We start from the raw sequence: 25,747 nt of genomic DNA, 5'->3' as shown, positions 1-25,747 counted from the left end.
GAAAACAATATCGACGGAATAATCTTTATTAAACATATTGTTAAAAATCACTCAAAATATCTAAAGCTTCTGATACTTTCTTCACTGCAAAAATCTGCATATTGTCGGGTTTCTTTTTAGGCATATTTGCAAACGGTACAATCGCTTTTTTAAAACCATGTTTAGCTGCTTCAAAAATTCTCTCTTGCCCACTTGGTACCGGACGAATTTCACCACCTAGACCAATTTCGCCCAATATCACAACGTCTTGCGGTAAAGGACGATTACGAAAACTTGATACTAATGCAGCTATCAATGCCAAATCAGCACTAGTTTCAGTAACTTTTACGCCACCAACAACATTAACAAAAATATCTTGATCGGCCATTTGTAATCCACCATGACGGTGCAAAACAGCTAACAATAACGCCAATCTATTTTGATCAAGACCTACGGTAACGCGTCTAGGGTTACCATATATAGAGTGATCAACTAAAGCCTGAATCTCAACCAATAGTGGACGCGTTCCTTCCCAAAGTACCATGACCGAACTGCCGGGCAACATCTCATCACCGCGACTTAAGAATATCGCAGATGGATTACTGACCTCTTTTAAACCTTGTTCTGTCATGGCAAATACACCAAGTTCATTTACTGCACCAAAACGGTTTTTATGACTGCGTAGCGTTCTAAAACGAGAATCGGCATCCCCATCTAATAAAATGGAACAGTCAATACAGTGCTCAAGGACTTTTGGACCTGCCAGCGAACCATCTTTAGTGACATGTCCAACCATAATAATGGCAATCCCTTTTGTTTTGGCAAAGCGTGTTAAATAAGCTGCAGTTTCCCGCACTTGTGCCACGCTTCCAGGTGAAGATTGAATATCGGCAAGGTGCATCACTTGAATTGAGTCAATTACCATAAGTTTAGGTTGTGATTGTTCAGCCTGTAGACAAATTTGTTCAATGCTGGTTTCAGATAACATATTAATATTATCGGTTGGTAAACCTAATCTATGAGCCCGCATAGCAACTTGTTGCAGTGATTCTTCACCTGTTACATACAATGTATTCATTTGTACAGATAATTTACTCATCGTTTGTAACAATAAAGTACTTTTTCCAGCCCCTGGATTACCGCCAATTAATATGGCACTGCCAGGCACAACTCCGCCACCTAACACACGATCGAATTCAAAAAATCCAGTTGAAAATCTTGGTAAGGCTTCTAAACTAATTTCCGATAATTTTTGAATCTTGGCTTGACCTGTTCCACCAGCGTAACCCGTTAATCTGTCATTACGTGATGAGGTGCTTGCTAACCTAACTTCAGTAATCGTATTCCAAGCATGGCAAGCACTACACTGACCTTGCCAGCGCGGATAATCTGCACCACAATCATTACACACATAAGCACGTTTAACGGTTTTTGCCAAGTTATTCTCCTAACCTTCACTTAATAAACTGGTTGATAAAATACACCATAAACCAGTTAAATCTGCATAATTAATACTAATTCTCGCCTTTTCAACAACTTTGGGTTTACCATGATAAGCTACGCCAAGTCCAGCAATCCGAATCATCATTAAATCATTTGCTCCATCACCAATTGCAACAGTTTGTTCAATTGGAATATCAAGCGAAGCTGCTAATTGCTGCAATGTTCTTGCCTTGTACTTAGCATCCACAATATCACCAATCACTTTACCAGTTAGTTTGTCATTTTTAATTTCTAATTGATTAGCATAAGCATCAACTAACTTTAATTTTTGTTTAAGATGATCAGCAAAATAGGTAAATCCCCCAGAGGCAATAGCAACATGCCAATTTTTTTTGTACAACTCACGAACTAAATAAGTTAGTCCTGGCGTAAGTGGTAGCCTGTCTTTCACTTCTTGTAAGATGTTTTGAGATGCACCTTTTAATGTCGCAACTCTTTTACGTAAACTAGTTGAAAAATCTAGTTCTCCGCGCATAGCTTGTTCAGTAACGGCAGCAACTTGCTCGCCAACCCCATGCAATTTAGCCAATTCATCAATACATTCAATGCCAATTGCAGTTGAATCCATATCCATGATAAGTAGACCAGGAGAATGCAACGTTGGTAGATTATCAATTGGTGCAACATCAATACCTAAAGTCAGTGAGATGGATTTAGCTTTTTTAGGCATTACCCCAGCGATACGAACAATTTGATAGGTTTTGATTGTCCACGATGACACAATCACCATTGGCATAGCCAGTTTATTTTGGAATGTTGATAATATTGTTTTATTCAATTTCTTTCCATAAATAATCCAACCGGTTTTACCTGCATTGTAATCAAGCGGAACAACCTCACAACCATTTAAAGAAAGCGGTAATCCTTGCCAATCTTGAATATTTTCAGGTAAATCATTATAGGTGAGTGTGTAAGCCATATCAGAAAATCATTATAACGTAAAACGAAATCAGAATTTAGCATATCTACAAAAGATTGTCCAAATTGGAATTTAGCTTATCTAATATTCAACTTTTAAATTCAAATATTTGAACACAAAATATTTAAAACGGTATAGACTCCTAAATATTTTTTACAAAATATGTAATTTTATATTCAAACATCCATTTTATAGCGAACAAAACCATCAAAATATTACTGCAAAAGATGATTATTAATTTGAAAATTCGTAATATTCACCAATTTTATCCAGATTACAAAATCAATGTATAAGAAGAACAAGTCGCTTTACTTAGCATGATCTAATCGTGCTAAAATACCTTGTGTATTGGTTTCACATGCCAGCAATACTTGAAATATGGTTTGATGAGGTATTAACCTATCAATTTGCTTATGGCTTACAAAGGCATAAATTAAAAGATTAAAAATGATTACAAAGGTTAACTTTAGGACAAATAGAGCAAAATTTTATAAATATCACCCTGAATTAATGAATAACTTATTCGAATCCATTAAGATTTCAGCATGATACATACCAATGTAATATCTATCCTGTACTTTTATAAGATATGACACCTGTTATTGAAGAGTAAAACGACGATAAAAGCAAAAGTATTATAACATAGTAAGCAACTAGCTAAATTAATTAAAATTACAGCAAGTAGCACAACGGTAATGCATTAATTATTTTTTAATAGAGCATGACATTTTTAAAATGCACTAACTCTTTTTTTTTAAAACAGAATAGAAAAAACCATCACCACCTTGTGCAGTCGGTAAAAATTGTTTCATGTCACCCACAAGTTGGGCATTGCTGTTTTCTTGCAAAAAACGCTCAATTTGTAATTTATTTTCATCAAGTAGGATTGAACAGGTAGCATAAACTAAAATGCCATTTACTTTAAGATATGGCCAAATTTGAGTTATAATTTCGTGTTGTAATTCAGTTAATTGTGTAATATCGCTATCGCGACGTAACCACTTGATATCAGGATGGCGACGAATCACTCCTGTTGCCGAGCATGGTGAATCAAGCAAAATACGGTCAAATTGTCTGCCTTTGCACCATTTCTCAGGTGTCAACCCATCCCCCACTTTCACTTCTGCTACTTGTTTTAAGCGTGCCAGATTTTCTTCAATACGTTTAGCACGACACGCATCAACATCTACTGCTAATAAATTTGCTTTTGGTGCAATTTCTAAAATATGGGTTGTTTTACCACCTGGTGCGGCACACATATCCAAAATTTGCTCACCATTTTTGGGTGCTAACAAATATGCAGCATATTGAGCAGATAAATCCTGTACTGTAACTGCTCCTTCTGCAAAATAAGGTAACTTCGCTACATTTACAGGAGACAATAACCTAATAGCACAAGGTAAATCGGCAAAAGTCTCTGATTCAATTTGCTGTTCAGCTAACAATTGTTGATACTCACTAACAGAATAGTGATTAAGATTAACTCGTAACCACATTGGCGGTTTTTGGTTATTCGCATTGACAATATTTGTCCATTGCTGTGGATAAGCTTGTTTTAGACGATTAAGTAACCAACTTGGATGCAAGGTTTGAGTTGTCTGCTGTTTATCATCCTGTACAAATTTTTGTTGTAATGATTGCTGTTGGCGTAAAAATTCACGCAATACGCCATTTACTAATCCTTTGAGCGATGATTTGTTTAAATCATTTACGGCATTCACTGTTTCGCCTACTGCGGCATGTTCAGGGATTCGGGTATATAAAATTTGGTAAATGCCCACTAACAATAAATAGTGTAAAACTCGATTTTTTCCAGTAAGAATTTTATTCATCAAAGTATGAATATAAAAATTAAGTTCAGGCAAAACACGCATCACACCAAAACAGATTTCTTGTACTAGAGCGCGATCTTTTTCCGCTATTTTATGGGTAAATAACGTTAAGGCCGTACTAAGCGATTGCCCCTCTTCAAGCACATTGAAAATCGCTTGCGCACAAATAGCTCGAATATTTGAATGTGACTTTTTATTCATAACCAATAATGACCTTAACTCATCTATCTAAATGTTTATAAAATTAATGATCCAACCCAGCCAGCAATAAATAATGGAATATTAAAATGAGTAAATGTTGGAATAACACTATCGCGGATATGATCATGCTGACCATCACTATTTAAGCCTGCTGATGTTGATAAAATAGTATCAGAAGGCGGAGATCCTGCATCACCAATCGCTCCAGATGCACCAATTAAACAAACAGTAGCAATAGGAGAAAAACCAAGTTGTACACAAAGTGGTACATAAATAGCAGCAATAATTGGTACAGTTGAAAATGAGGAACCAATACCTAAGGTGATAACCAGTCCAACAAGCATCATCATAAATGAAGCAATAACTTTATTGCCAGCGAATAACTCAGCACTATTGATAACTAAAGGTTCAATTTCGTGAGTCTGTTTCAAAACTTCGGCAAAACCTTGAGCTGAAATCATTACAAAACCAATCATCGCCATCATTTTGATACCATCAGTAAATACGCCGTCTGCTTCACCCCACTTAATTGAGCCTGATACAATAAAGCAAATAAAACCAACTAAAGCACCTAAAATCATTGATCCGGTGTAAAGTTGAATTGCGAACGATAAAATGACAGCTAATAATGAAACAATAAGTGAACGCTTATTCACATTGTTTAGTGCATCTAAATTAATTTCTTCACGAATAATTTTATATTCTCTTGGTTTTCGGTAACTTACAAAAATAGCCCACAATAAACCAATAAACATACCCAATGCAGGAATGGCCATCGCATGCATGACATTAACATGACTGACATCCATTCCTGATGAAATAATATTTTTTAACAAAATTTGATTTAAAAAGATATTACCGAAACCAACAGGTAAGAACATATAAGGTGTAATAAGACCAAAAGTCATGATACAAGCAATCATTCTTCTATCTAATTGCAAACGCGACATCACATATAAAAGTGGTGGAATCAATAGAGGGATAAAAGCGATATGTATAGGAATAATGTTTTGTGATGAAATACTAACCAGTGCAATAATGATAATTAATAACCATTTAATACGCTTTTTAGCACTACTGGTTGTAAGCTGTTTTATTGCCTTATCTGCTAATAATTCAGGCAAGCCTGATTTTGAAATCGCTACAGCAAAAGCGCCAAGCATAGCATAAGAAAGCGCAATATTAGCACCATTACTAATACCAGTATTAAAAGCATCGATCGTTTCTTTTAACGATAAATGGCTAAATAATCCGCCTACAAACGCACCAATAATTAAGCTGATTACCACATGAACACGGCAAAGAGACAAAATTAACATACAAATTACCGCAACCACAACTGCATTTATAGACGAGAACAAATCAAGCACTGTATTCATAAAAAGATTCTGGGTTAAGAAGCAAAGTTTAACATTTTAGGCTATAGATATAGAAAGTGCAATTGATAGAGTAGAACATAGATTGTAAATAACGTTAACGCAAAACATATTGATTTTTGTATAAATTTGCAACATTTCTAAACAAATTTTAATTAAAGATTATTGAAAGAGTTGTCTGATATTTAATCGTTATTGCTTTTAATCTACTGATTTTTATTTTTTTGATGTAACTCCCATTTTAATAAAAAATCCTTTTTTAACTTAGCAAGTGAACAATATCTTTTACTTTAAATAATAAATATTTTTAATAGAAATACCTATATTTATAGAAATAATATAACAAATCATGATTAAGCTAATTCAAAAATTACAGAGAATTTATATTTCCTATGAATTAAATTTTAATTAATAAGAAAGATAGGCTAAATATTAGTACGATAATGAATGCTATCACAATAATTCAGGTATGATAGCCAATTCAATCCATTTTATTCATAAATCAAACACGCCTGAAAATCTAAAAAGTGCTAAATGAGGATTGGTGGTATATGCAATTTTTCTATGATAGAAATCTAAACTAAACTAAAAAATATAAAGGAATGACTTTACCAAACACATAATTGTCGGGTATCAAAAGAAGCTTAGAAATTGATCTTGTGACATTATGAAAAGCATTACTTTAAATATTGATTTAAATTGAATGTTGTAATGATGAGCCATCCCTGTCAAAATCACTCATTTAACGCGCTATGATGTATATTATAGATATTCGCGCGTAACTTAACTAGTTGAAGAAAAATCTTTATGTTATAAAACCTTGTGTTTTGATAAGGTTATTTTGGAGAATGTCTATGAGAGATAATATCGACGGTCATCACTTATTAATAGGATTAATGGCCTACCCAATCCGCCACAGTTTATCGCCACAAATGCAAAATATAAGCTATTCTAAATTGAATATACCTTATGTATATTTAGCATTCGAAGTGGATCAAGAAAAGTTACCGGATGCAATAAAAGGTTTAAGGGCATTAGGGTTACGTGGAAGTGCCGTATCGATGCCAAACAAACAATTAGTATGCCAATATTTAGATAAATTAACACCAGCGGTTGAAATAAGTGGCGCTTGTAACACCATTTCAAATGATAACGGCGTACTAACAGGTTACAACACTGATGGTATAGGCTATATGCGTATGCTTAAAGAGGCGAATGTTGATGTTATTGGTAAAAAAATAACAATTATGGGAGCGGGAGGTGCGGCAACAGCAATTGTTGTACAAGCAGCACTAGATGGTGTAAAAGAGATTGCCATATTTAACCAAAAAGACGAGTGTTACAGAAAAATCAAAGCGATAGCAAAAAAATTAAATAAAGATACTCAATGTAAGGTTCATATAACTGATCTTGATGATAAAAAACAATTACGCAAAGAAATTGCAGAAAGCGTCGTAATTTGTAATGCTACTGGCGTAGGTATGAAGCCATTAGAAAATCAAAGTTTAATAACCGATCCAACTATGCTAAGAGCAGATCTTGTGGTAACTGATTGTATTTATAGCCCACGAAAAACGAAATTACTTGAAATAGCAGAGCAACAAGGTTGTAAAATACTCAATGGTATTGGCATGATGTTATGGCAAGGCGCAGCACAAATTAAAATTTGGACTGGTGAAGAGGCACCTATTGAATATATAAAAGAAAAAATGGGATTTAAAGATCAATAGATAATCAAACCTATTTTTTAGATTTAAATACCACCATTATAATTGGTGGTGAAATTGATTGAATTAGATTCAATTAACATGATTTTTTACTAGCAGGATATTAAATGAAAACCGTTACTATTAAAGGAATTGAGATAGGTTCTGGCGCACCTAAAATTATCGTCCCTGTTGTCGGTAAAACCGAAGCAGAATTACTCGAAGAAATACTATTTTTACAATCAATCGATTTTGATGTGTTAGAATGGCGTGTTGATCACTTTACTCAAGTTGACAATATCAATGCTGTAAAACAGATAGCGAAACAAATTCGAGAACTTTTACCCAATAAACCTATTTTGTTTACTTTTAGAACAGAAAACGAAGGTGGTGTAAAACCTTGGCCATTAACTTCATATATGGAATTAAATAAACAAATAGCGCATAGTGGTTTAATCGATCTTATTGATGTTGAGGTGTTTATTGGTGATAACTATGTAAAAGAGATTATTCATATTGCCCATCAGCACAATGTTTTTGTGGTAGCATCCAACCACGATTTTGACAAAACCCCCCCTAAAAGCGATATCATCTATCGATTACGAAAAATGCAAGATTTAGGCGCTGATATTTCCAAAATTGCAGTCATGCCACAAACAACTGATGATGTTTTAACGTTACTTGCTGCAACAACCGAGATGAATGAAAAATACGCTGAAAAACCCATTATTACTATGTCTATGTCAGGTCTTGGTGTTGTGAGCCGCGTAGCTGGAACAATCTTTGGATCTTCAATGACATTTGGTGCAGCAAAAAATGCATCAGCACCAGGTCAATTAGATGTGCAAGAGTTACGTTATATTTCAGAAGTTTTATATCGAAGCAAAATCTAAGAAAACATTAAGTTTATTATTAATTAAAAAGTTATATTTAATTTGTCTTTAAGTAAACATTATCAAAAATAGAATAAATCGTCGTATTGATAAGGCAAAATTGATTTAGATCAGATAATGATGTCTGAGTAATAAAAAATGCAGTTGGACGTAATATTATTCAATTTATTTCTGAAAATAGGGCCAAAGAGATTTGTAGAGTTAAAATTAATCAACCTTTATAATAAGTTTATATTTCATTAAAACTTAACTATGTTAAGTAAATTGCATAGCCTAAAGATCATGCAAATTTGCTAACAATTAATTAGTAACAAGTATATACTTAAACAATCTCTTTATTTTAAAAAAACGTTTAGCTTTATAATTTTAACAGGTTCTTCTGTTTGCTTAACAAGCTCATAATTAAAGTTATTAAAATATATCAATAATGTAAAAGCCTGAGGTTTATTTTTTTATGTTTTCATGGTGGACTAAAGTCTATTTCTCTCTTATCCAAATCTTAGTCAAACTTTTTGTTAAAAGTAAACCGATTCCTACTGATCCAATAACAGAACTAAATTTGGATTTAAGTAAACCTATTTTATATGTACTCCCTTATAACTCTCAAATTGATCTGATGGTCGTCAGATCTCTCTGTTTACAATATCATTTACCAGATCCCCTAACAGGTATTGAAATCAATGGTAAAATCGTACCGTCATATCTCTATATTGATAAAGGACCAGGTATTTTTTCATCTTATCGACAACAAACTAAAGCAATTGAAATTTTAAGAGACTATATTTCTGCACATCAACAAAATCATAATCTGGATGTTCAAATGTTACCTGTCTCGGTAATGTTTGGGCGAAGACCAGATAAAGAAGGCAAAAAAATACCATCATTACAAGTAGTGGGTGCAACGTATAAGTTATATAAAATAATTGTTTCCGGACGTGATTGTTACACACGCTTTTCTCGTACCGTTTCATTTAATACACTTAGACTTGATAATAACCAAGATATTTTAACATTAGCACACAAATTATCACGTGTTGCTCGAATTCATTTTGCCAAACAAAGAACGGCATCGGTTGGACCAAAACTGCCTGTTCGACAACAAATGCTTAATAAATTATTGAATAATCCTGGTATTTCAGAAGCAATACAAGAAGAAGCAAAAAGTAAAAACATTAATCTTGATAAAGCTAAAAAAAATGCCTTATCCATTTTAAATGAAATTGCGGCAAATTTTTCTTATCGAATGCTTAGAGTGACCGATTTTATTCTGACTTGGGCATGGAATAGACTTTATCAAGGATTAAAAGTCACCAATGCAGATCCAATTCGTGAATTAGCACAAAACGGATACGAGATTGTTTATGCGCCTTGTCATCGTAGTCATATGGATTATTTATTATTATCCTATGTTCTTTATCGTCAAGGATTAGTTCCCCCACATATTGCCGCAGGTATTAATCTGAATTTCTGGCCAGCTGGCCCCATTTTTCGACGTTTAGGTGCTTTTTTTATTCGCCGTTCATTTCGAGGAAATAAACTCTATACCTCTGTTTTTCGTGAATATTTAGCTGAATTATTTATTCGTGGTTATTCTGTTGAATATTTTATTGAAGGCGGTCGTTCTCGCACAGGGCGATTGCTTGATCCTAAAACAGGCATGTTAACAATAACTGTACAGACCTTGTTACGTGGCGATGCCAGACCTATTACGATTGTGCCGGTTTATATTGGTTATGAACATGTTTTAGAAGTTGCAACCTACGCAAATGAATTGCGTGGAGCCAAAAAAGAAAAAGAGAGTTTATGGATCACTATTAAAGCCTTCTTTAAACTGAAAAAGTTAGGTTTTGGTTATGTTAATTTTGGGCAACCAATCCCATTAAATCAATTTTTAAATCAACATATCCCAGATTGGCGCAATGCGATTGAACCAACGGGTTCTCAACGCCCTAGCTGGTTAACACCAACAACAAACTTACTTGCCAAGCAGATAATGGAACGTATTAATTCATCGGCAGCAATCAATGCCATGAATTTATGTAGTTCAATATTACTAGCAGCAGATCAGTGCACATTAACAAAAGTGAGATTGATTGAACATATTGATTATCTGATAAAATTATTACACAAAGTACCCTATTCTGATTTAATTACTATCCCTGATCAGACGCCTGAAGAACTGTTTGAGCATGCAAAACAAATGGGAAAATTTATTATCACAACCGATGAAGTGGGTGAAATGGTTGGTCTTACAGCCGAACAAGCAGTATTAATGACTTATTATCGTAATAATATCCAACATTTATTAATTATTCCCGCAATAGTAGCCAGAATATTGTTAAAGCATAATCGAATTTCATTACAAGAAATCATTGAACAAGTAAAATTACTTTTCCCATTGATAAAATCTGAATTATTTCTTTATCACAACGATGAACAGCTCACAGAGTATGTGAATAATATAATTGCAACTTATTCTGAATTAAATTTAATCAATTCTTCTTCGGACAAATTAACGTTAAGCTATTTAAAAATATCAGAATTACAATTACTCGCTTCATCATCGAAAGATACATTACAACGTTATGTGATTGCATTTTCTTTGTTACAAAAAGATCCTTCTATCAGTCGTACTATTTTGGAAAAAGAAGGTCGATTAATTGCTGAAAGATTATCTGTTTTACACGGTATTAATGCTCCTGAATTTTTTGACAAAGGTGTATTTTCAATATTAGTCGCATCGCTACGTGAACAAGGCTATTTAGATGATAAAGATGGCGCAAATCTACCAAAAATTGAAGCTATGAACAAAATACTTAAACCGTTAATTACGGCGCAGGTCATGCAAACTATTGATGAAATTAATCCTTGAATAAAAGAATAAAAAAGCATTGTTTTTAGGAATATGTAATTATTTTTATTTGATACATTATTCAATAAATAGCGATAAATATACTTAACCATTATGTATTCCTGAAACTTTCTAACAGGAATACAACTTTTCTTTTCCTTATATTCACCGTATTGCATATACGCATAAATTTATTTTTTGACAAACATCAAATTTTACCAATTACTATTTGTTTTCTCTTTATTTCTGTTCAATAAACGATTATCATTAATATTAATAAGGATATTTATCGCCTCCAATACAATAAATTTAATAATGTAATGTCTGCTTTCTAAGGAGTCTATATGCTATTTAACCGTAGGCAGTTCTTTAAGATCTGTGCTGGTGGCATGGCAGGAACAACTGTCGCTACACTAGGATTGATGCCGAATATAGCGCTTGCACAAACTCGCCAATTTAAATTACTAAAATCAAAAGAAACCCGTAATAACTGCACTTATTGCTCTGTAGGATGTGGAATGTTGCTTTATAGTCGAGGTGATGGTGCAAAAAATGCTGAATCATCAATATTCCATATAGAGGGTGATCCCGACCATCCAGTGAGTCGCGGTTCGCTTTGTCCAAAGGGTGCTGGCGTACTTGACTATATCAAAAGTGAACAACGCGTTAAATATCCGGAATATCGAGCACCAGGCTCGGATAAATGGCAACGCATTAGTTGGGATGAGGCGATTGAACGCATCGCCCGCTTAATGAAAGAAGATCGTGACAAAAATTTTGTTGAAAAAAATGAAAAAGGTATAACTGTAAATCGTTGGACAACAACAGGATGGCTTGTGACTTCTGCTGCCAGTAATGAAACCGGTTGGTTAGCATTTAAAGTTGCACGTTCATTAGGTATGTTAAGTCTTGAAACTCAAGCAAGGGTTTGTCATGGACCATCAGTATCCAGCTTAGCAGCAACTTATGGTCGAGGGGCTATGACCAACAATTGGAACGACATTAAAAATGCAAACGTCGTTATTGTTATGGGTGGAAATGCCGCAGAGGCACACCCAGTTGGCTTTAAATGGGCTATTGAAGCTAAAATTACTAACGGTGCAGAATTGATTGCTATTGATCCACGTTTTCATCGAACAGCTTCTGTTGCTGATCATTATGTACCGATTCGAGCTGGATCGGACATTGCGTTTTTGCTTGGTATCATTAATTATCTTATTACGCACGATGAAGTGAATTATGATTATTTAATCACTCATAGTAATGCAAGTTTAATTATTCATGATGATTTTAATTTTGATGCAAATAATGGACTTTTTAGTGGCTACGATGCAACAACCAAACAATATAATCAGACCAGTTGGGCCTATCAAAAAGATGAAAACGGCTTTGCGCTTCGAGATAAAACATTAAATCATCCTCGTTGTGTATGGAATCTGCTCAAACAACATGTAAGTCGCTATACACCTGAAATGGTTAATAAAGTAACCGGCAGCCCTATTGAAGGCTTTTTACATGTTTGTCGGTCCCTAGCAAGCACCAAAACGAATGACAGAGCAGCGACCTTTTTATATGCATTAGGTTGGACACAACATAGCTATGGCACACAAATTATTCGTACAGCAGCAATGATCCAGCTAATTTTAGGTAATATTGGGGTCATGGGTGGCGGCATTAATGCACTACGTGGGCATTCGAATATTCAAGGCTTAACCGATGTTGGTTTATTATCTAATCGTTTACCTGCTTATCTTGAATTACCCAAAGACTCTCATGTTTCACTTCAACAATATTTAGAAGAAAAAACACCAAAACCACTTGGTCCAAATGAAGTTAATTTCTGGGGGAATTATCCTAAATTTTTTGTTAGCTTTATGAAGGCAATGTATGGGGATAAATCCACTATTGACAATAATTGGGGATTCGATTGGTTACCGAAATGGGATAAAACCTATGATGTTTTAAGATTCAGTAAAATGATGCGTGATGGCCAAGCCAATGGCTTTATTTGTCAAGGTTTTAACCCGCTTGCTGCACTACCTGATAAAAATAGTATTCGTGAAGGATTATCTAAACTGAAATTTCTGGTAAATATTGATCCAATGCCAACAGAGACGGCCGAGTTTTGGAAAAATCATGGCGAATCAAATGATGTTGATCCAAGCCAAATTCAAACTGAAGTATTTAGACTTCCAGCTAACTGTTTTGCTGAGGAAAACGGTACAATCGTTAACTCATCACGTTTATTACAATGGCACTGGGCAGCAGCAAGACCACCCTATGAATCACTTTATGATCCAGAAATTATAGCGCGCATTTATTTAAGAATTAAGGAACTTTATGAAGAAGAAGGTGGTGCTTATCACGAACCAATTAATAATTTAACATGGGATTACCAAGATCCTGAAGGACCAGCAGCTGAAGAACTTGCAAAAGAGTGTAATGGACGAACACTGGTAGATATAACCGATAATAATGGCAATATTATTCTTAAAAAAGGACAATTATTGAGTGGTTTCTCTCAACTAAAAGCAGACGGTACAACATCATCAGGCATTTGGATATTCTGCGGTTCTTGGACAGAGCAAGGCAACCTAATGGCTCGGCGCGATCCAAGCGATCCATCTGGTAAAGGCATTCATGCAGGCTGGGCTTGGACATGGCCAATGAATCGACGCGTCCTTTATAATCGAGCCTCTGCTGATGAAAATGGCAAACCATGGGATTCAAAACGTGTATTAATAAAATGGAATGGTTCAAGTTGGGACGGTAATGATGTTGCTGATTTCACTGCAACTTTATCGCCAACTTCTGGTGCAGGAGCTTTCATTATGAATAATGATGGCTTAGGAGGATTATTTTGTTTAAATCGATTAGTCGATGGACCATTCCCTGAACATTATGAACCCTTTGAAACACCGATTACTAACAATCCATTACATCCTAACCAGATCAACAATCCTGTGGCTCGTGCATTTAAAGAGGACTTAGCACGCTTAGGAAGTGCCAGTCAATTTCCGTATGTTGGAACAACTTACAGCATAACTGAACATTTCCATTTTTGGACTCAACATGCAAGACTGGCTGCTATTTCACAACCTGAACAATTTATTGAGTTAAGTGAAAATTTAGCAAATAAAAAAGGAATAAAACTTGGTGATACAGTTAAAGTAACGTCATACCGTGGTTATATTAAAGCTAAAGCGGTTGTAACTAAACGTCTTCCTACATTAACCGTTGATGGTAAAGAAGTTGAAACCATTGGAATTCCAATCGTATGGGGTTTTACTGGGCAGACAAAGAAAGGATTTTTAGTTAACGAATTAACCCCTCATTTAGGTGATGCTAATTCGCAAACACCAGAATACAAGTCTTTCTTAGTGAATATCGAAAAAGTGACTACAGCGGCATAAGTGAGGGAGAATAAAAGATATGTCATTACAAACTCAAGATATCATCCGCCGCTCAGCAACGAGTGCTTTAACTCCAGCTCCACGAGTTCGAGATTATCAGCAAGAAGTGGCAAAACTGATTGATGTTACAACCTGTATCGGCTGTAAAGCCTGCCAGATTGCATGTAGTGAATGGAATGATCTACGTGCTGAAATTGGTAATACTGTTGGTGTTTATGACAATCCAGCAGACTTAGAACCTAAAGCTTGGACGGTGATGCGTTATTCTGAAGTCGAAGTAAATGGTAAATTTGAATGGCTGATTCGCAAAGATGGTTGTATGCATTGTTCTGATCCAGGTTGCCTCAAAGCCTGCCCATCGGAAGGTGCAATCATTCAATACGCAAATGGTATTGTAGATTTTCAATCAGAACACTGCATTGGTTGCGGTTATTGTATTGCTGGCTGTCCATTTAATATTCCACGAGTAAGTAAAGAAGATAATCATTCGTACAAATGTACATTGTGTGTTGATCGCGTTTCTGTAGGACAAGAGCCTGCTTGTGTCAAAACTTGCCCAACAGGAGCAATTCATTTTGGCACAAAACAAGATATGATTCGTCATGCGGAACATCGCATTGAGGATCTTAAAAAACGAGGTTTTGAACAGGCTGGTCTTTACGATCCTCAAGGTGTCGGCGGTACTCATGTAATGTATGTATTACATCATGCAGATCAACCCGAACTGTATCATGGTTTACCGAAAGATCCTCACATTAGTGAAATTGTTAAATTCTGGAAAGGTGCATGGAAACCGTTATCCGCAGCCGCATTCATTGCAACATTTGGGGGGCTACTATTCCATTATATGAGTGTTGGTGCAATAGAAGTTGATGAAGAAGATATAGAGCAAGAAAAAAAAGCTGATAGACAAGCTAGAAAACGTCTAGGATTACCAATTTTTGAACGTCAAAATAGCACTAATTCAGTACAACAGGAGAATCATCATGAGTAAAAAAGACATGATATTAAGAACACCACTTATTGTTCGTTTTTGTCATTGGTGTATGGTGTGTCTTTTTATTCTAACCGCACTATCCGGTTTATTTTTATTTTTTCCATCAATGAAATTGTTTGGTTTAGTACTTGGTACACCACAATTGGTCAGAGCATTGCACCCAATGATAGGTTGTATTGTGTTCTTACTATTAATGTTTATGTTCTTGAAGCTTGTTCACCATAATATTCCAAATAAAGCAGATATTGTATGGTTAAAGAACTTTAAGCATGTAATTATGGGCAAAGAAGAAGGCATTCCAATTGGTAAATACAATGTCGGTCAGAAGTTTTTATTTTGGTGCATTATGAGCCTAATATCTGTACTATTTATCACAGGAATGATTATGTGGCGTAGGTATGTTTCTGACTATTTTCCTGTTCAAATTGTCCGTATCGCTATATTTTTCCACTCGCTTGCTGCAATAGGATTAATTTTACTCGCCATAGGTCATGCCTATATGGCTCTTTGGGTTAAAGGATCAATTAAAGGTATGATAACAGGTTATGTATCTCGAGCCTGGGCTCGTAAAAACCATTCTGCATGGTATGAAGAAGAAATGCAAAAAATACATCAAAAAGAACTTAATGCTAATACCAAATCAGAAACAAAACAAACAACAAAAGTAGAGCGTAAACCGGCATAAAAACAACTCATTACATTAAATAAATGTTATCCCTAATTTTAATTAACCGATAACATTTAATTATGAAAAATTATGGATAAAACGATAGTAAAATGGTAATTAATAATGAGTATAAAAATCATCCCACAAGAGCAACTTGAACAACAAACAACAAACACAGTTATTCGACAAATCCCACTACTCTTTTATCCATCGCCAAAGACGCTGTATATTCATCGTGCGGAACGTTTAAAAGAGCTAGCAACAAGTAGTCCATTTAGTGAATATTTGGAATTTTGTACTATAATTGTTGAACTACAAGCCAATATTGTCAAGCAAAAACCAGTAAATATCGATTTGCCAAATAGCCTTGATGGTCAATACCCCCCTTTAAGTTTATATAATTTTCCCTTATCCACTTTTTGGCAAGAATATTTAAGTGAACTATTAGGTTCGATGACAGATACAACAGAACAAATTAGATTAGTGACAGAACAGCTAAGAAAAAATAGTTCTGATCAATTACAAGATAAAGCCAACCATTTAATTAATGGTGAATTTAACTGTGTAGAAGGTAATGAAGCTATGTTTATCTGGTCCGCATTATCGGTTTACTATAGCCAGCTAGCAAGTCAAATCAAAGGCAAAGCAGTCGCAGAAAATAGCGATAAAAACTGGTTATGTCCTGTATGTAATAGTATGCCTGTCGCCAGTATTATTCAGCTAGGAAGTAACAATGGATTACGTTATTTACACTGTAGCTTATGCGAAAGTGAATGGTACGTACCTCGAATAAAATGTACCTGTTGTGATAATATGCAGGACATTCAATATTTTTCACTGGATAAAGAACTATCAGCAACAAAAACAGAATGCTGTGATATTTGCCACAGTTATCTAAAAATTCTAGATCAAGACAAAGATCCACGTATTGAGGTTATTGCTGATGATATCGCTTCGTTGATCTTGGATATAAAAACAGAAGAGGAAGGATTTGCTAAAAGTGGCATAAACCCTTTTATATTTGCTCAATAAAACAGTAAATATACGTTATAGTTAAAATTCAGTTTCATCAAAATCAATTATTATCACAATCAATATTGCTTACTAGCGAGAGAGTTGATTAACGATATTTATTATTTGAATAAAATACAACTTAACATTTTATATTAATAAGGTTAGAATTGAACTAATGTACTAGTTTATGAGTTTATTTTATGAAGCGTTTTATTTTTTTAACAATGATGATATTACTTATACCGCTGTTTAGTTCCGCTGATACATTTAAATATGTTGCAATTACAGCAATTATTGAACATCCATCATTAGATCAAATCCGTGAGGGTGTGAAAGATGAATTAACAGATAGTGGTTATAAGTTAAACGAAAACATAACAGTACAATATAAAAGTGCGCAAGGAAGTAGCGCTACTGCCGCTCAAATTGCTAGACAATTTATTGCAGCAAAGCCTGATGTCATTGTGGCCATTGCAACACCTAGTGCACAAGCAACAGCGGCTGCGACTAAAAAAATTCCCGTTATATTTGCCGGAATTACTGATCCTATCGCAGCAAAGTTAATTAAAACCTGGCAACCAACTGGCACAAATATTACTGGTGTTTCAGATTATCAAGAGATTGTTCCTCAAATTAATTTTATGAAGAAAATTGTACCTAATGTTAGGTCAGTAGGATATATTTATAGTCCAAGTGAAATTAACTCTACCGTTGTCCTAAAAAATCTGCAAACTCATCTAGCCAAACAAAATATTTCTCTTGTTGCTGTACCCGCACAGAGAACTGCTGATATTTCAACAGCAGCCAATACATTAAAAGGTAAAGTAGATTTAATTTATACAACAACAGATAATAACGTTGTTTCAGCTTATGAATCACTTGTAAAATTTGCTAATGAAAATAAAATACCACTTTTAGCTTCGTTTCCTGATGCAATTGAACGAGGAGCTACTGCTGCTTATGGTATGAGCTATTATGATATTGGACGTCAATCTGGTAAGCAAGTTGTTCGGATATTGAAAGGTGAAAAACCTGGAAGTATTGCCCCGGAACTTGGACAAGCATTACACCTTGTTATTAATTCTAATGCAGCAAAAAAACAAGGAGTAAATTTATCTCCCGAAATTATCCAATCAGCTTATAAAATAATTGGACAATAATTAAGTATTATTTTATTAAAAATATCAAAATTAACTTTGCTCAAAGGTATGGGCAAAGTGTAATATAACAAACAATATTCCTGTTTATAGCCATTCGTCACCTGCTATGTAATGAATTATTTACATTTGCTAGTTCTTTTTTTATTCTGGAAAAATATTCAATTTTGCTTTATAGTAACTCAAAATTTCGCTTGGTTGTAAAAAAAATAGTACAGGAGTACCTTATGCGTAATTATATTATTAAACTTTTTATGATTTTCAGTTTACCGTTCGCTGCATTTTATTCTTACGCAGATACAAAAGCCGAACAAAAATTTGTAGCCATTACTGCAATTGTTGAACACCCAGCACTAGATAGTGTACGAAAAGGTGTTGAAGATGAATTAAAAGATAATGGCTATATTGCAGGGGAAAATTTAAAGCTTCAATTTGCCAGTGCACAAGGTAGCAGTGCAACTGCTGCTCAGATAGCGAAGCAATTTGTAGCGAATAAACCTGATGCTATTGTTGGTATTGCAACACCAAGTTCACAAGCTTTAGTTGCAACAACAAAACTTATTCCTATTGTTTTTACCGCTGTGACTGATCCTGTGGTAGCAAAATTAACGCCAAGTTGGGATGCATCAAAAACAAATGTGACAGGCGTTTCCGATGCCTTATCACTGGATTCTCAAATTGAAATGATGTTAAAAATTAAACCTGATGCTAAAAATATTGGTTATGTTTATAGTCCTAGTGAAGTTAATTCAATTATTATCTTGAAACAATTGCAAGTAGAACTTGAAAAAAGAGGAATGAAAATTATTGCAGCTCCTGCTCAACGAACTTCTGATATATCAACAGCGGCAAGGAGTTTAAAAGGTAAGGTTGATATGATTTATACGACTACCGATAATAATGTTGTTTCATCTTATGAAGCTTTAGCTAAAATTGCTAATGAAAGTAAAATTCCTCTTGTAGCATCAAATCCTGAATCAGCTGAACGTGGTGCTATTGCAGCATTAGGAATGAGCTATTATGATCTTGGTCGTCAAGCTGGTAAAATTGTTATCCGGATACTTAATGGCGAGAAACCAGGGGATATACCACCACAAGTTGGTAATATTACTCAATTAACAATTAATAAAAAAGCTGCTGAACGCCAAGGTATTACTTTATCTGAAGATGTATTAAAATCAGCAGCAAAAATTGTCGAAAAATAATTGTAACTTTTTGATAACTAAACCGCTATTTCAGCGGTTACTTTTTAATGGATGTTTTTCATGTCTTTTGAATTTTTTTTAGGATCTATTGGAATTGGACTTATTTATGCACTGGTTAGTTTAGGTGTTTTTATCTCATTCCGTTTACTTGATTTTCCGGATCTTACCGCTGATGCCAGTTTTCCTCTTGGCGGGGCGGTTTGCGGCCTATGTATTTACGTAGGTATTGATCCTTGGATAGCAACATTGTTAGGCATGTTTGCTGGTTGTATTGCTGGAGCAATGACTGGAATATTGTATGTTAAACTCAATATACTACAACTACTTTCAAGTATCATTGTCATGATAGGGCTTTATTCTATCAATTTGAGAATATTAGGTATTGGACCTTATATTATGGACGAAACACCAAGAATGGCTGGTTCACCTAATCTCTCTTTACTTGATGCTAAAACAATATTTTCACCATTTATTACTGAAGATTATAGTAATCAATATATTGTACAACCACTTATGATATTAGGTTTTGTCATTCTATTTTGGTTATTACTCAATCTCTTTTTAAATACCAAAATCGGCTTAGCATTAAGAGCAACAGGAACCAACCAACGAATGGCCAAATCTCAAGGTATTCCGACAGGTAGTATTACTATTCTTGGTATGGCAATATCAAATGGCTTAATAGCTCTTGGCGGTTCTTTATTTGTACAAACCCAAGGTGGAGCAGATGTTACAATTGGTGTTGGCACTATCGTTATAGGACTGGCATCAATTATTATTGGCGAAAGTATTTTTCCAACTAAGCGTATTTGGGCTGTAATGCTAGCGGTTATTTTTGGTTCAATTTTATATCGCTTATTCATTGCGTTTGCACTCAGTAATGAGTTTTTACAAGAAATTGGTGTAGGAACCGAGGATTTAAATCTTATTACAGCTATCTTGGTAGTACTTGCTTTAGTTTTACCTAAACAGTTAAAAAAACGCTCAAAAAAAAGAGGAAGTAAGCATGATTAAAGTTGGAGAATTACAATTAACTTTTAATCAAGGAACACCTATCGAAAATCATGTATTACGAGGATTAAATCTTAATATAAGCGAAGGTGAATTTGTCACAATCATAGGTAGTAATGGGGCAGGGAAAAGCTCATTACTCAATGTAATTAGTGGTGATTTACTTGCCGACTCAGGCAGTGTAATTATTAATGGAAAAAATGTAACTCGCTGGCCTGCATGGAAAAGGGCGGGATTAGTTGCTCGAGTTTTTCAAGATCCAATGGTTGGTACTTGTGAAAACCTAACTATTGAAGAAAATCTTGCTATTGCTTATAACCGAGGACATAGCTTTACATTGTCTCCAGCCCTAAATAGAAAGTTACGTGCAATATTTAAAGAAAAACTTGCGACATTAAATTTAGGTCTAGAGAATCGATTGTCCGACATGATGGGATTACTTTCTGGAGGGCAAAGACAAGCAATTAGTTTACTAATGTCAACGCTGCAACCATCTAAAATATTATTGCTTGATGAACATACCGCTGCACTTGATCCTAAAACGGCACAATTTGTTTTAGAGCTAACCGATGAAATTGTTTCAAAAAATCATTTGACAGCCATGATGGTTACTCACTCTATGAAACAAGCATTAGAATATGGCAATAGGACAGTAATGCTCCATCAGGGTCAGGTCGTACTTGATGTTGCTGGAGAACAACGTGCCAAGCTAACAGTAAATGATTTACTAGCTATGTTTGAAAAAACGCGTGGCGAAAAAGTTACTGATGATGCATTACTTTTAGGATAATAAACCAAATAACAAAGCAATATTCTTTTTAAATATTGCTTTGTTTTCCAAAATTCATTTTGAAAAATTCATAACTGTTTTCTTATTTGCGATTAAATATTCATTAAAGTACTTCTTATCACTTTTACCTCTCACACTAGTGTATAACAATATTAAAAGCTTTTTCAGATAATTCAAATCTAAATATTTTATCAATAGAATTTACCTACAACATAATCTCGATTTAATTAATGATAACAAATCCATTAATTTTAGATTTTATGAATATTTCGTAAAGTAATAGTTATACTTATATTGATGCATTATTTGTATCAAAATTATCAGCTATAAAACTTATTTCAATAAATTAATAATTTTTTAATTTAAATCTATAGGAATTAAAGATCGTTATGAATATATCTTCTTTTCATTAAAGAACCTTTGATTCCTTACAGCATATAATATTCAACAATTACTTATTAGGCATTATCAATAATAAAAAATAAAATTAATATTATTTGCAAAGATTATTGAAATAATAGAGATGGGCAGTTTTATTTATACAATGAAAAGATAGCAATATCGTATTGATTATTTTATATTTATTGCAAAATTTTATAGAAATTTTTAACTAATGATAATTTTAATGATTAAATTCACTATTAAGATACTTATTATAAATAACTCTTAATTAAGATCTATTAGCTAAAATCAATTCTGTTTTTATTAATAATATCTTCAATAAAAACAGAATTATTGTTATAAAACTTATAAGATTGTGGTCACAATCAGGAAAATAACTCAACTAATCAAAGTTGTAAATAAGATAAATTGTCATCAAAAAGATAGCAAATTTTGTTAAATGTTAATTATAACAATTTACTAGGTAGATATTTGGTATAGGTAAATGAGCTAATAATCTGCTTTCAAATAACCTTATCAGAAGTTTGTAATTTCTGTATGCAAAAAAGCCCAGCATTCCTGCTGGGCTCTCGATATATTTAAAAGTCTGGCGGCTCCCTACTCTCACATGGGTAATACCCACACTACCATCGGCACTTCGGCGTTTCACTTCTGAGTTCGGCATGGGGTCAGGTGGGACCACCGCGCTATTACCGCCAGACATATTCTGTCTTCTCTTTTTCTATTGATGATGATTATCACATATCTTCATCAATCGCTCAATCCGGAACAAACTGTTTCATCAATCTTTCATCATCTTTCGATGATTTCTTAATCTCTCAACTTCGCGTATCCAAAACAACTCCGAGTTGTAAGGTTAAGACTCTCGGTTCATTAGTATCAGTTAGCTCAATGTATCACTACACTTACACACCTGACCTATCTACGTCTTAGTCTCAAACGGACCTTACTGAATCTCTTCAGGGAAAACTCATCTCGAGGCTAGTTTCGTACTTAGATGCTTTCAGCACTTATCTATTCCGCACGTAGCTACCGGGCAATGCAATTGGCATCACAACCCGAACACCAGCGGTGCGTTCACTTCGGTCCTCTCGTACTAGAAGCAAACCCTCTCAATTTTCCTACGCCCATGGCAGATAGGGACCGAACTGTCTCACGACGTTCTAAACCCAGCTCGCGTACCACTTTAAACGGCGAACAGCCGTACCCTTGGGACCTACTTCAGCCCCAGGATGTGATGAGCCGACATCGAGGTGCCAAACACCGCCGTCGATATGAACTCTTGGGCGGTATCAGCCTGTTATCCCCGGAGTACCTTTTATCCGTTGAGCGATGGCCCTTCCATTCAGAACCACCGGATCACTATGACCTACTTTCGTACCTGCTCGAGCCGTCACTCTCGCAGTCAAGCTAGCTTTTGCCATTGCACTAACCTCCTGATGTCCGACCAGGATTAGCTAACCTTCGTGCTCCTCCGTTACTCTTTGGGAGGAGACCGCCCCAGTCAAACTACCCACCAGACAGTGTCCCTTACCTCGATTCAGAAGTATAGGTTAGAACATCAAACATTAAAGGGTGGTATTTCAAGGTCGACTCCACACACACTGGCGTGCATGCTTCTTAGTCTCCCACCTATCCTACACATTAAGGCTCAATGTTCACTGTCAAGCTATAGTAAAGGTTCACGGGGTCTTTCCGTCTTGCCACGGGTACACCGCATCTTCACGGCAATTTCAATTTCACTGAGTCTCGGGTGGAGACAGCCTGGCCATCATTACGCCATTCGTGCAGGTCGGAACTTACCCGACAAGGAATTTCGCTACCTTAGGACCGTTATAGTTACGGCCGCCGTTTACTGGGGCTTCGATCAAGAGCTTCTGCTTACGCATAACCCCATCAATTAACCTTCCAGCACCGGGCAGGCGTCACACCGTATACGTCCACTTTCGTGTTTGCACAGTGCTGTGTTTTTATTAAACAGTTGCAGCCAGCTGGTATCTTCGACTGACTTCACCTCCATCCGCGTGGGACTTCAATTACCATCAGCGTGCCTTCTCCCGAAGTTACGGCACCATTTTGCCTAGTTCCTTCACCCGAGTTCTCTCAAGCGCCTGAGTATTCTCTACCTGACCACCTGTGTCGGTTTCGGGTACGATTAACTATAACCTGAAGCTTAGAGGATTTTCCTGGAAGCAGGGCATCAATTACTTCACTACCTTAGTAGCTCGTCATCACGCCTCAGGGTTTCAGTGACCGGATTTGCCTAATCACACCCCTACACGCTTAACCCACCATCCAATAGGTGGTAAACCTAGCCTTCTTCGTCCCCCCATCGCAGTTATAGCCAGTACGGGAATATTAACCCGTTTCCCATCAGATACGCCCTTCGGCCTCTCCTTAGGGGTCGACTCACCCTGCCCCGATTAACGTTGGACAGGAACCCTTGGTCTTCCGGCGAGCGGGCTTTTCACCCGCTTTATCGTTACTTATGTCAGCATTCGCACTTCTGATACCTCCAGCATGCCTCACAACACACCTTCTACGGCTTACAGAACGCTCCCCTACCCAATACACTTACGTGCACTGCCGCAGCTTCGGTGCATAGTTTTAGCCCCGTTACATCTTCCGCGCAGGCCGACTCGACTAGTGAGCTATTACGCTTTCTTTAAATGATGGCTGCTTCTAAGCCAACATCCTAGCTGTCTAAGCCTTCCCACTTCGTTTCCCACTTAACTATGACTTGGGGACCTTAGCTGGCGGTCTGGGTTGTTTCCCTCTTCACGACGAACGTTAGCACCCGCCGTGTGTCTCCCATGATTAAACTTGTCAGTATTCGGAGTTTGCATCGGGTTGGTAAGCCGGGATGGCCCCCTAGCCGAAACAGTGCTCTACCCCCAACAGTTATACATGAGGCGCTACCTAAATAGCTTTCGGGGAGAACCAGCTATCTCCCGGTTTGATTGGCCTTTCACCCCCAGCCACAGGTCATCCGCTAATTTTTCAACATTAGTCGGTTCGGTCCTCCAGTTAGTGTTAACCAACCTTCAACCTGCCCATGGCTAGATCACCGGGTTTCGGGTCTATACCCTGCAACTTAACGCACAGTTAATACTCGGTTTCCCTTCGGCTCCCCTATTCGGTTAACCTTGCTACAGAATATAAGTCGCTGACCCATTATACAAAAGGTACGCAGTCACTATTACCCAACGGTAACAGCTCCCACTGATTGTACGTACACGGTTTCAGGGTCTATTTCACTCCCCTCCCGGGGTTCTTTTCGCCTTTCCCTCACGGTACTGGTTCACTATCGGTCAATCAGGAGTATTTAGCCTTGGAGGATGGTCCCCCCATCTTCAGACAGGATATCACGTGTCCCGCCCTACTCTATAAGCTTCCACATAATGCATTTTCATGTACGGGACTTTCACCCTCTGTCGTGCGACTTTCCAGACGCTTCCACTAATACATTATGCTACCCGCTTGGGCTGCTCCCATTTCGCTCGCCGCTACTTTGGGAATCTCGGTTGATTTCTTTTCCTCGGGGTACTTAGATGTTTCAGTTCTCCCGGTTCGCCTCATCTGACTATGGATTCATCAGATGATAGTGCAGTCACCTGCACTGGGTTTCCCCATTCGGACATCAACGGCTATCGCGCCTTTTATCGGCTCACCGTCGCTTTTCGCAGATTAACACGTCCTTCATCGCCTCTGATTGCCTAGGCATCCACCGTGTACGCTTAATTTCTTAACCTTACAACTCACAGTTGTCTTGGTTTTAATTACGCTTTTTTCTCTTTTCTACTTCTTCACATTCATATTTTCATACAAATG

At 36.0% G+C, this 25,747-nt stretch carries 15 protein-coding genes, 2 rRNA genes and 1 pseudogene; 12 read left to right on the top strand and 6 right to left on the bottom strand.

Annotated features, from left to right (window positions below):
- Nucleotides 1-40: 40 nt before the first annotated feature.
- Together radA and serB are read right to left on the bottom strand one after the other, a co-directional pair.
- Nucleotides 41-1,417, bottom strand: a complete 1,377-nt coding sequence (gene radA, locus J4T76_RS06055; protein ID WP_267341196.1) for a DNA repair protein RadA — start codon at nt 1,415-1,417, stop codon at nt 41-43.
- Between the two features lie 9 nt (nt 1,418-1,426).
- Nucleotides 1,427-2,401, bottom strand: coding sequence for a phosphoserine phosphatase (gene serB, locus J4T76_RS06050; RefSeq protein ID WP_267341195.1), 975 nt, complete (start codon nt 2,399-2,401; stop codon nt 1,427-1,429).
- 167 nt (nt 2,402-2,568) lie between these two features.
- On the opposite strand from serB, the pseudogene J4T76_RS11865 reads away from it, so the two are divergent.
- Nucleotides 2,569-2,843 (top strand): annotated as a pseudogene (locus J4T76_RS11865) (NAD(P)H-dependent oxidoreductase); the annotation flags it as partial.
- 298 nt (nt 2,844-3,141) lie between these two features.
- On the opposite strand, the gene rsmB reads toward J4T76_RS11865, so the two are convergent.
- Both rsmB and J4T76_RS06040 read right to left on the bottom strand, forming a co-directional pair.
- On the bottom strand, nt 3,142-4,434 hold the full coding sequence (gene rsmB, locus J4T76_RS06045) for a 16S rRNA (cytosine(967)-C(5))-methyltransferase RsmB (protein ID WP_267356042.1): 1,293 nt from the start codon (nt 4,432-4,434) through the stop codon (nt 3,142-3,144).
- A gap of 35 nt (nt 4,435-4,469) precedes the next feature.
- Nucleotides 4,470-5,813, bottom strand: a complete 1,344-nt coding sequence (locus tag J4T76_RS06040) for a Na+/H+ antiporter family protein (RefSeq protein ID WP_267341192.1) — start codon at nt 5,811-5,813, stop codon at nt 4,470-4,472.
- Nucleotides 5,814-6,664: 851 nt separating this feature from the next.
- Between J4T76_RS06040 and J4T76_RS06035 the strand changes: the two genes are divergently transcribed.
- From J4T76_RS06035 to J4T76_RS05985, 11 genes are all read left to right on the top strand, one after another.
- Complete coding sequence (locus tag J4T76_RS06035; protein WP_267345989.1) at nt 6,665-7,540, top strand: shikimate dehydrogenase; 876 nt, start codon at nt 6,665-6,667, stop codon at nt 7,538-7,540.
- Between the two features lie 104 nt (nt 7,541-7,644).
- Entirely contained in the window at nt 7,645-8,409 is a 765-nt protein-coding gene (aroD, locus tag J4T76_RS06030; RefSeq protein WP_267354984.1) for a type I 3-dehydroquinate dehydratase, read from the top strand.
- Between the two features lie 454 nt (nt 8,410-8,863).
- On the top strand, nt 8,864-11,281 hold the full coding sequence (gene plsB / locus J4T76_RS06025) for a glycerol-3-phosphate 1-O-acyltransferase PlsB (protein ID WP_267345988.1): 2,418 nt from the start codon (nt 8,864-8,866) through the stop codon (nt 11,279-11,281).
- A gap of 323 nt (nt 11,282-11,604) precedes the next feature.
- Nucleotides 11,605-14,673, top strand: a complete 3,069-nt coding sequence (fdnG, locus tag J4T76_RS06020) for a formate dehydrogenase-N subunit alpha (protein WP_267341187.1) — start codon at nt 11,605-11,607, stop codon at nt 14,671-14,673.
- A gap of 19 nt (nt 14,674-14,692) precedes the next feature.
- Nucleotides 14,693-15,667: a formate dehydrogenase subunit beta gene (gene fdxH / locus J4T76_RS06015; RefSeq protein WP_274460379.1), complete on the top strand. Its 975-nt coding sequence runs from the start codon at nt 14,693-14,695 to the stop codon at nt 15,665-15,667.
- A complete protein-coding gene (locus tag J4T76_RS06010) occupies nt 15,660-16,355 on the top strand; it encodes a formate dehydrogenase subunit gamma (RefSeq protein WP_267341185.1) in 696 nt (231 codons plus the stop codon). Before fdxH ends, J4T76_RS06010 begins: the two co-directional genes overlap by 8 nt.
- A gap of 105 nt (nt 16,356-16,460) precedes the next feature.
- Nucleotides 16,461-17,369 carry a formate dehydrogenase accessory protein FdhE gene (fdhE, locus tag J4T76_RS06005; RefSeq protein ID WP_267341184.1) on the top strand — a complete coding sequence of 303 codons (909 nt, stop codon included), beginning with the start codon at nt 16,461-16,463 and terminating at the stop codon, nt 17,367-17,369.
- A gap of 182 nt (nt 17,370-17,551) precedes the next feature.
- Nucleotides 17,552-18,511, top strand: coding sequence for an ABC transporter substrate-binding protein (locus tag J4T76_RS06000; RefSeq protein ID WP_267341183.1), 960 nt, complete (start codon nt 17,552-17,554; stop codon nt 18,509-18,511).
- A 251-nt stretch (nt 18,512-18,762) separates the two neighbouring features.
- Nucleotides 18,763-19,713: an ABC transporter substrate-binding protein gene (locus tag J4T76_RS05995; protein ID WP_416380302.1), complete on the top strand. Its 951-nt coding sequence runs from the start codon at nt 18,763-18,765 to the stop codon at nt 19,711-19,713.
- 60 nt (nt 19,714-19,773) lie between these two features.
- The gene (locus J4T76_RS05990; protein WP_267341179.1) at nt 19,774-20,727 is read left to right on the top strand and encodes an ABC transporter permease; all 954 of its coding nucleotides are present in this window, start codon (nt 19,774-19,776) and stop codon (nt 20,725-20,727) included.
- Complete coding sequence (locus tag J4T76_RS05985; protein ID WP_267341178.1) at nt 20,720-21,514, top strand: ABC transporter ATP-binding protein; 795 nt, start codon at nt 20,720-20,722, stop codon at nt 21,512-21,514. Before J4T76_RS05990 ends, J4T76_RS05985 begins: the two co-directional genes overlap by 8 nt.
- A gap of 986 nt (nt 21,515-22,500) precedes the next feature.
- Here the strand turns inward: J4T76_RS05985 and rrf are convergent.
- A 5S ribosomal RNA gene (gene rrf / locus J4T76_RS05980) occupies nt 22,501-22,616 on the bottom strand.
- A gap of 152 nt (nt 22,617-22,768) precedes the next feature.
- Nucleotides 22,769-25,667: ribosomal RNA gene (locus J4T76_RS05975) — 23S ribosomal RNA — on the bottom strand.
- Between the last annotated feature and the right edge of the window lie 80 nt (nt 25,668-25,747).

Origin of the sequence: Gilliamella sp. B3022, from assembly GCF_028751545.1 — a bacterium.
Classification (GTDB): domain Bacteria; phylum Pseudomonadota; class Gammaproteobacteria; order Enterobacterales; family Orbaceae; genus Gilliamella.
This window is presented reverse-complemented; position numbering and strand designations above follow the sequence as displayed.

Bases quoted from the DNA above. Each gene is read 5' to 3' on its own strand.
- serB (WP_267341195.1), bottom strand. From the start codon at position 2,401: ATGGCTTACACACTCACCTATAATGATTTACCTGAAAATATTCAAGAT.
- rsmB (WP_267356042.1), bottom strand. From the start codon at position 4,434: ATGAATAAAAAGTCACATTCAAATATTCGAGCTATTTGTGCGCAAGCG.
- J4T76_RS06040 (WP_267341192.1), bottom strand. From the start codon at position 5,813: ATGAATACAGTGCTTGATTTGTTCTCGTCTATAAATGCAGTTGTGGTT.
- J4T76_RS06035 (WP_267345989.1), top strand. From the start codon at position 6,665: ATGAGAGATAATATCGACGGTCATCACTTATTAATAGGATTAATGGCC.
- aroD (WP_267354984.1), top strand. From the start codon at position 7,645: ATGAAAACCGTTACTATTAAAGGAATTGAGATAGGTTCTGGCGCACCT.
- plsB (WP_267345988.1), top strand. From the start codon at position 8,864: ATGTTTTCATGGTGGACTAAAGTCTATTTCTCTCTTATCCAAATCTTA.
- fdnG (WP_267341187.1), top strand. From the start codon at position 11,605: ATGCTATTTAACCGTAGGCAGTTCTTTAAGATCTGTGCTGGTGGCATG.
- fdxH (WP_274460379.1), top strand. From the start codon at position 14,693: ATGTCATTACAAACTCAAGATATCATCCGCCGCTCAGCAACGAGTGCT.
- J4T76_RS06010 (WP_267341185.1), top strand. From the start codon at position 15,660: ATGAGTAAAAAAGACATGATATTAAGAACACCACTTATTGTTCGTTTT.
- fdhE (WP_267341184.1), top strand. From the start codon at position 16,461: ATGAGTATAAAAATCATCCCACAAGAGCAACTTGAACAACAAACAACA.
- J4T76_RS06000 (WP_267341183.1), top strand. From the start codon at position 17,552: ATGAAGCGTTTTATTTTTTTAACAATGATGATATTACTTATACCGCTG.
- J4T76_RS05995 (WP_416380302.1), top strand. From the start codon at position 18,763: ATGATTTTCAGTTTACCGTTCGCTGCATTTTATTCTTACGCAGATACA.
- J4T76_RS05990 (WP_267341179.1), top strand. From the start codon at position 19,774: ATGTCTTTTGAATTTTTTTTAGGATCTATTGGAATTGGACTTATTTAT.
- J4T76_RS05985 (WP_267341178.1), top strand. From the start codon at position 20,720: ATGATTAAAGTTGGAGAATTACAATTAACTTTTAATCAAGGAACACCT.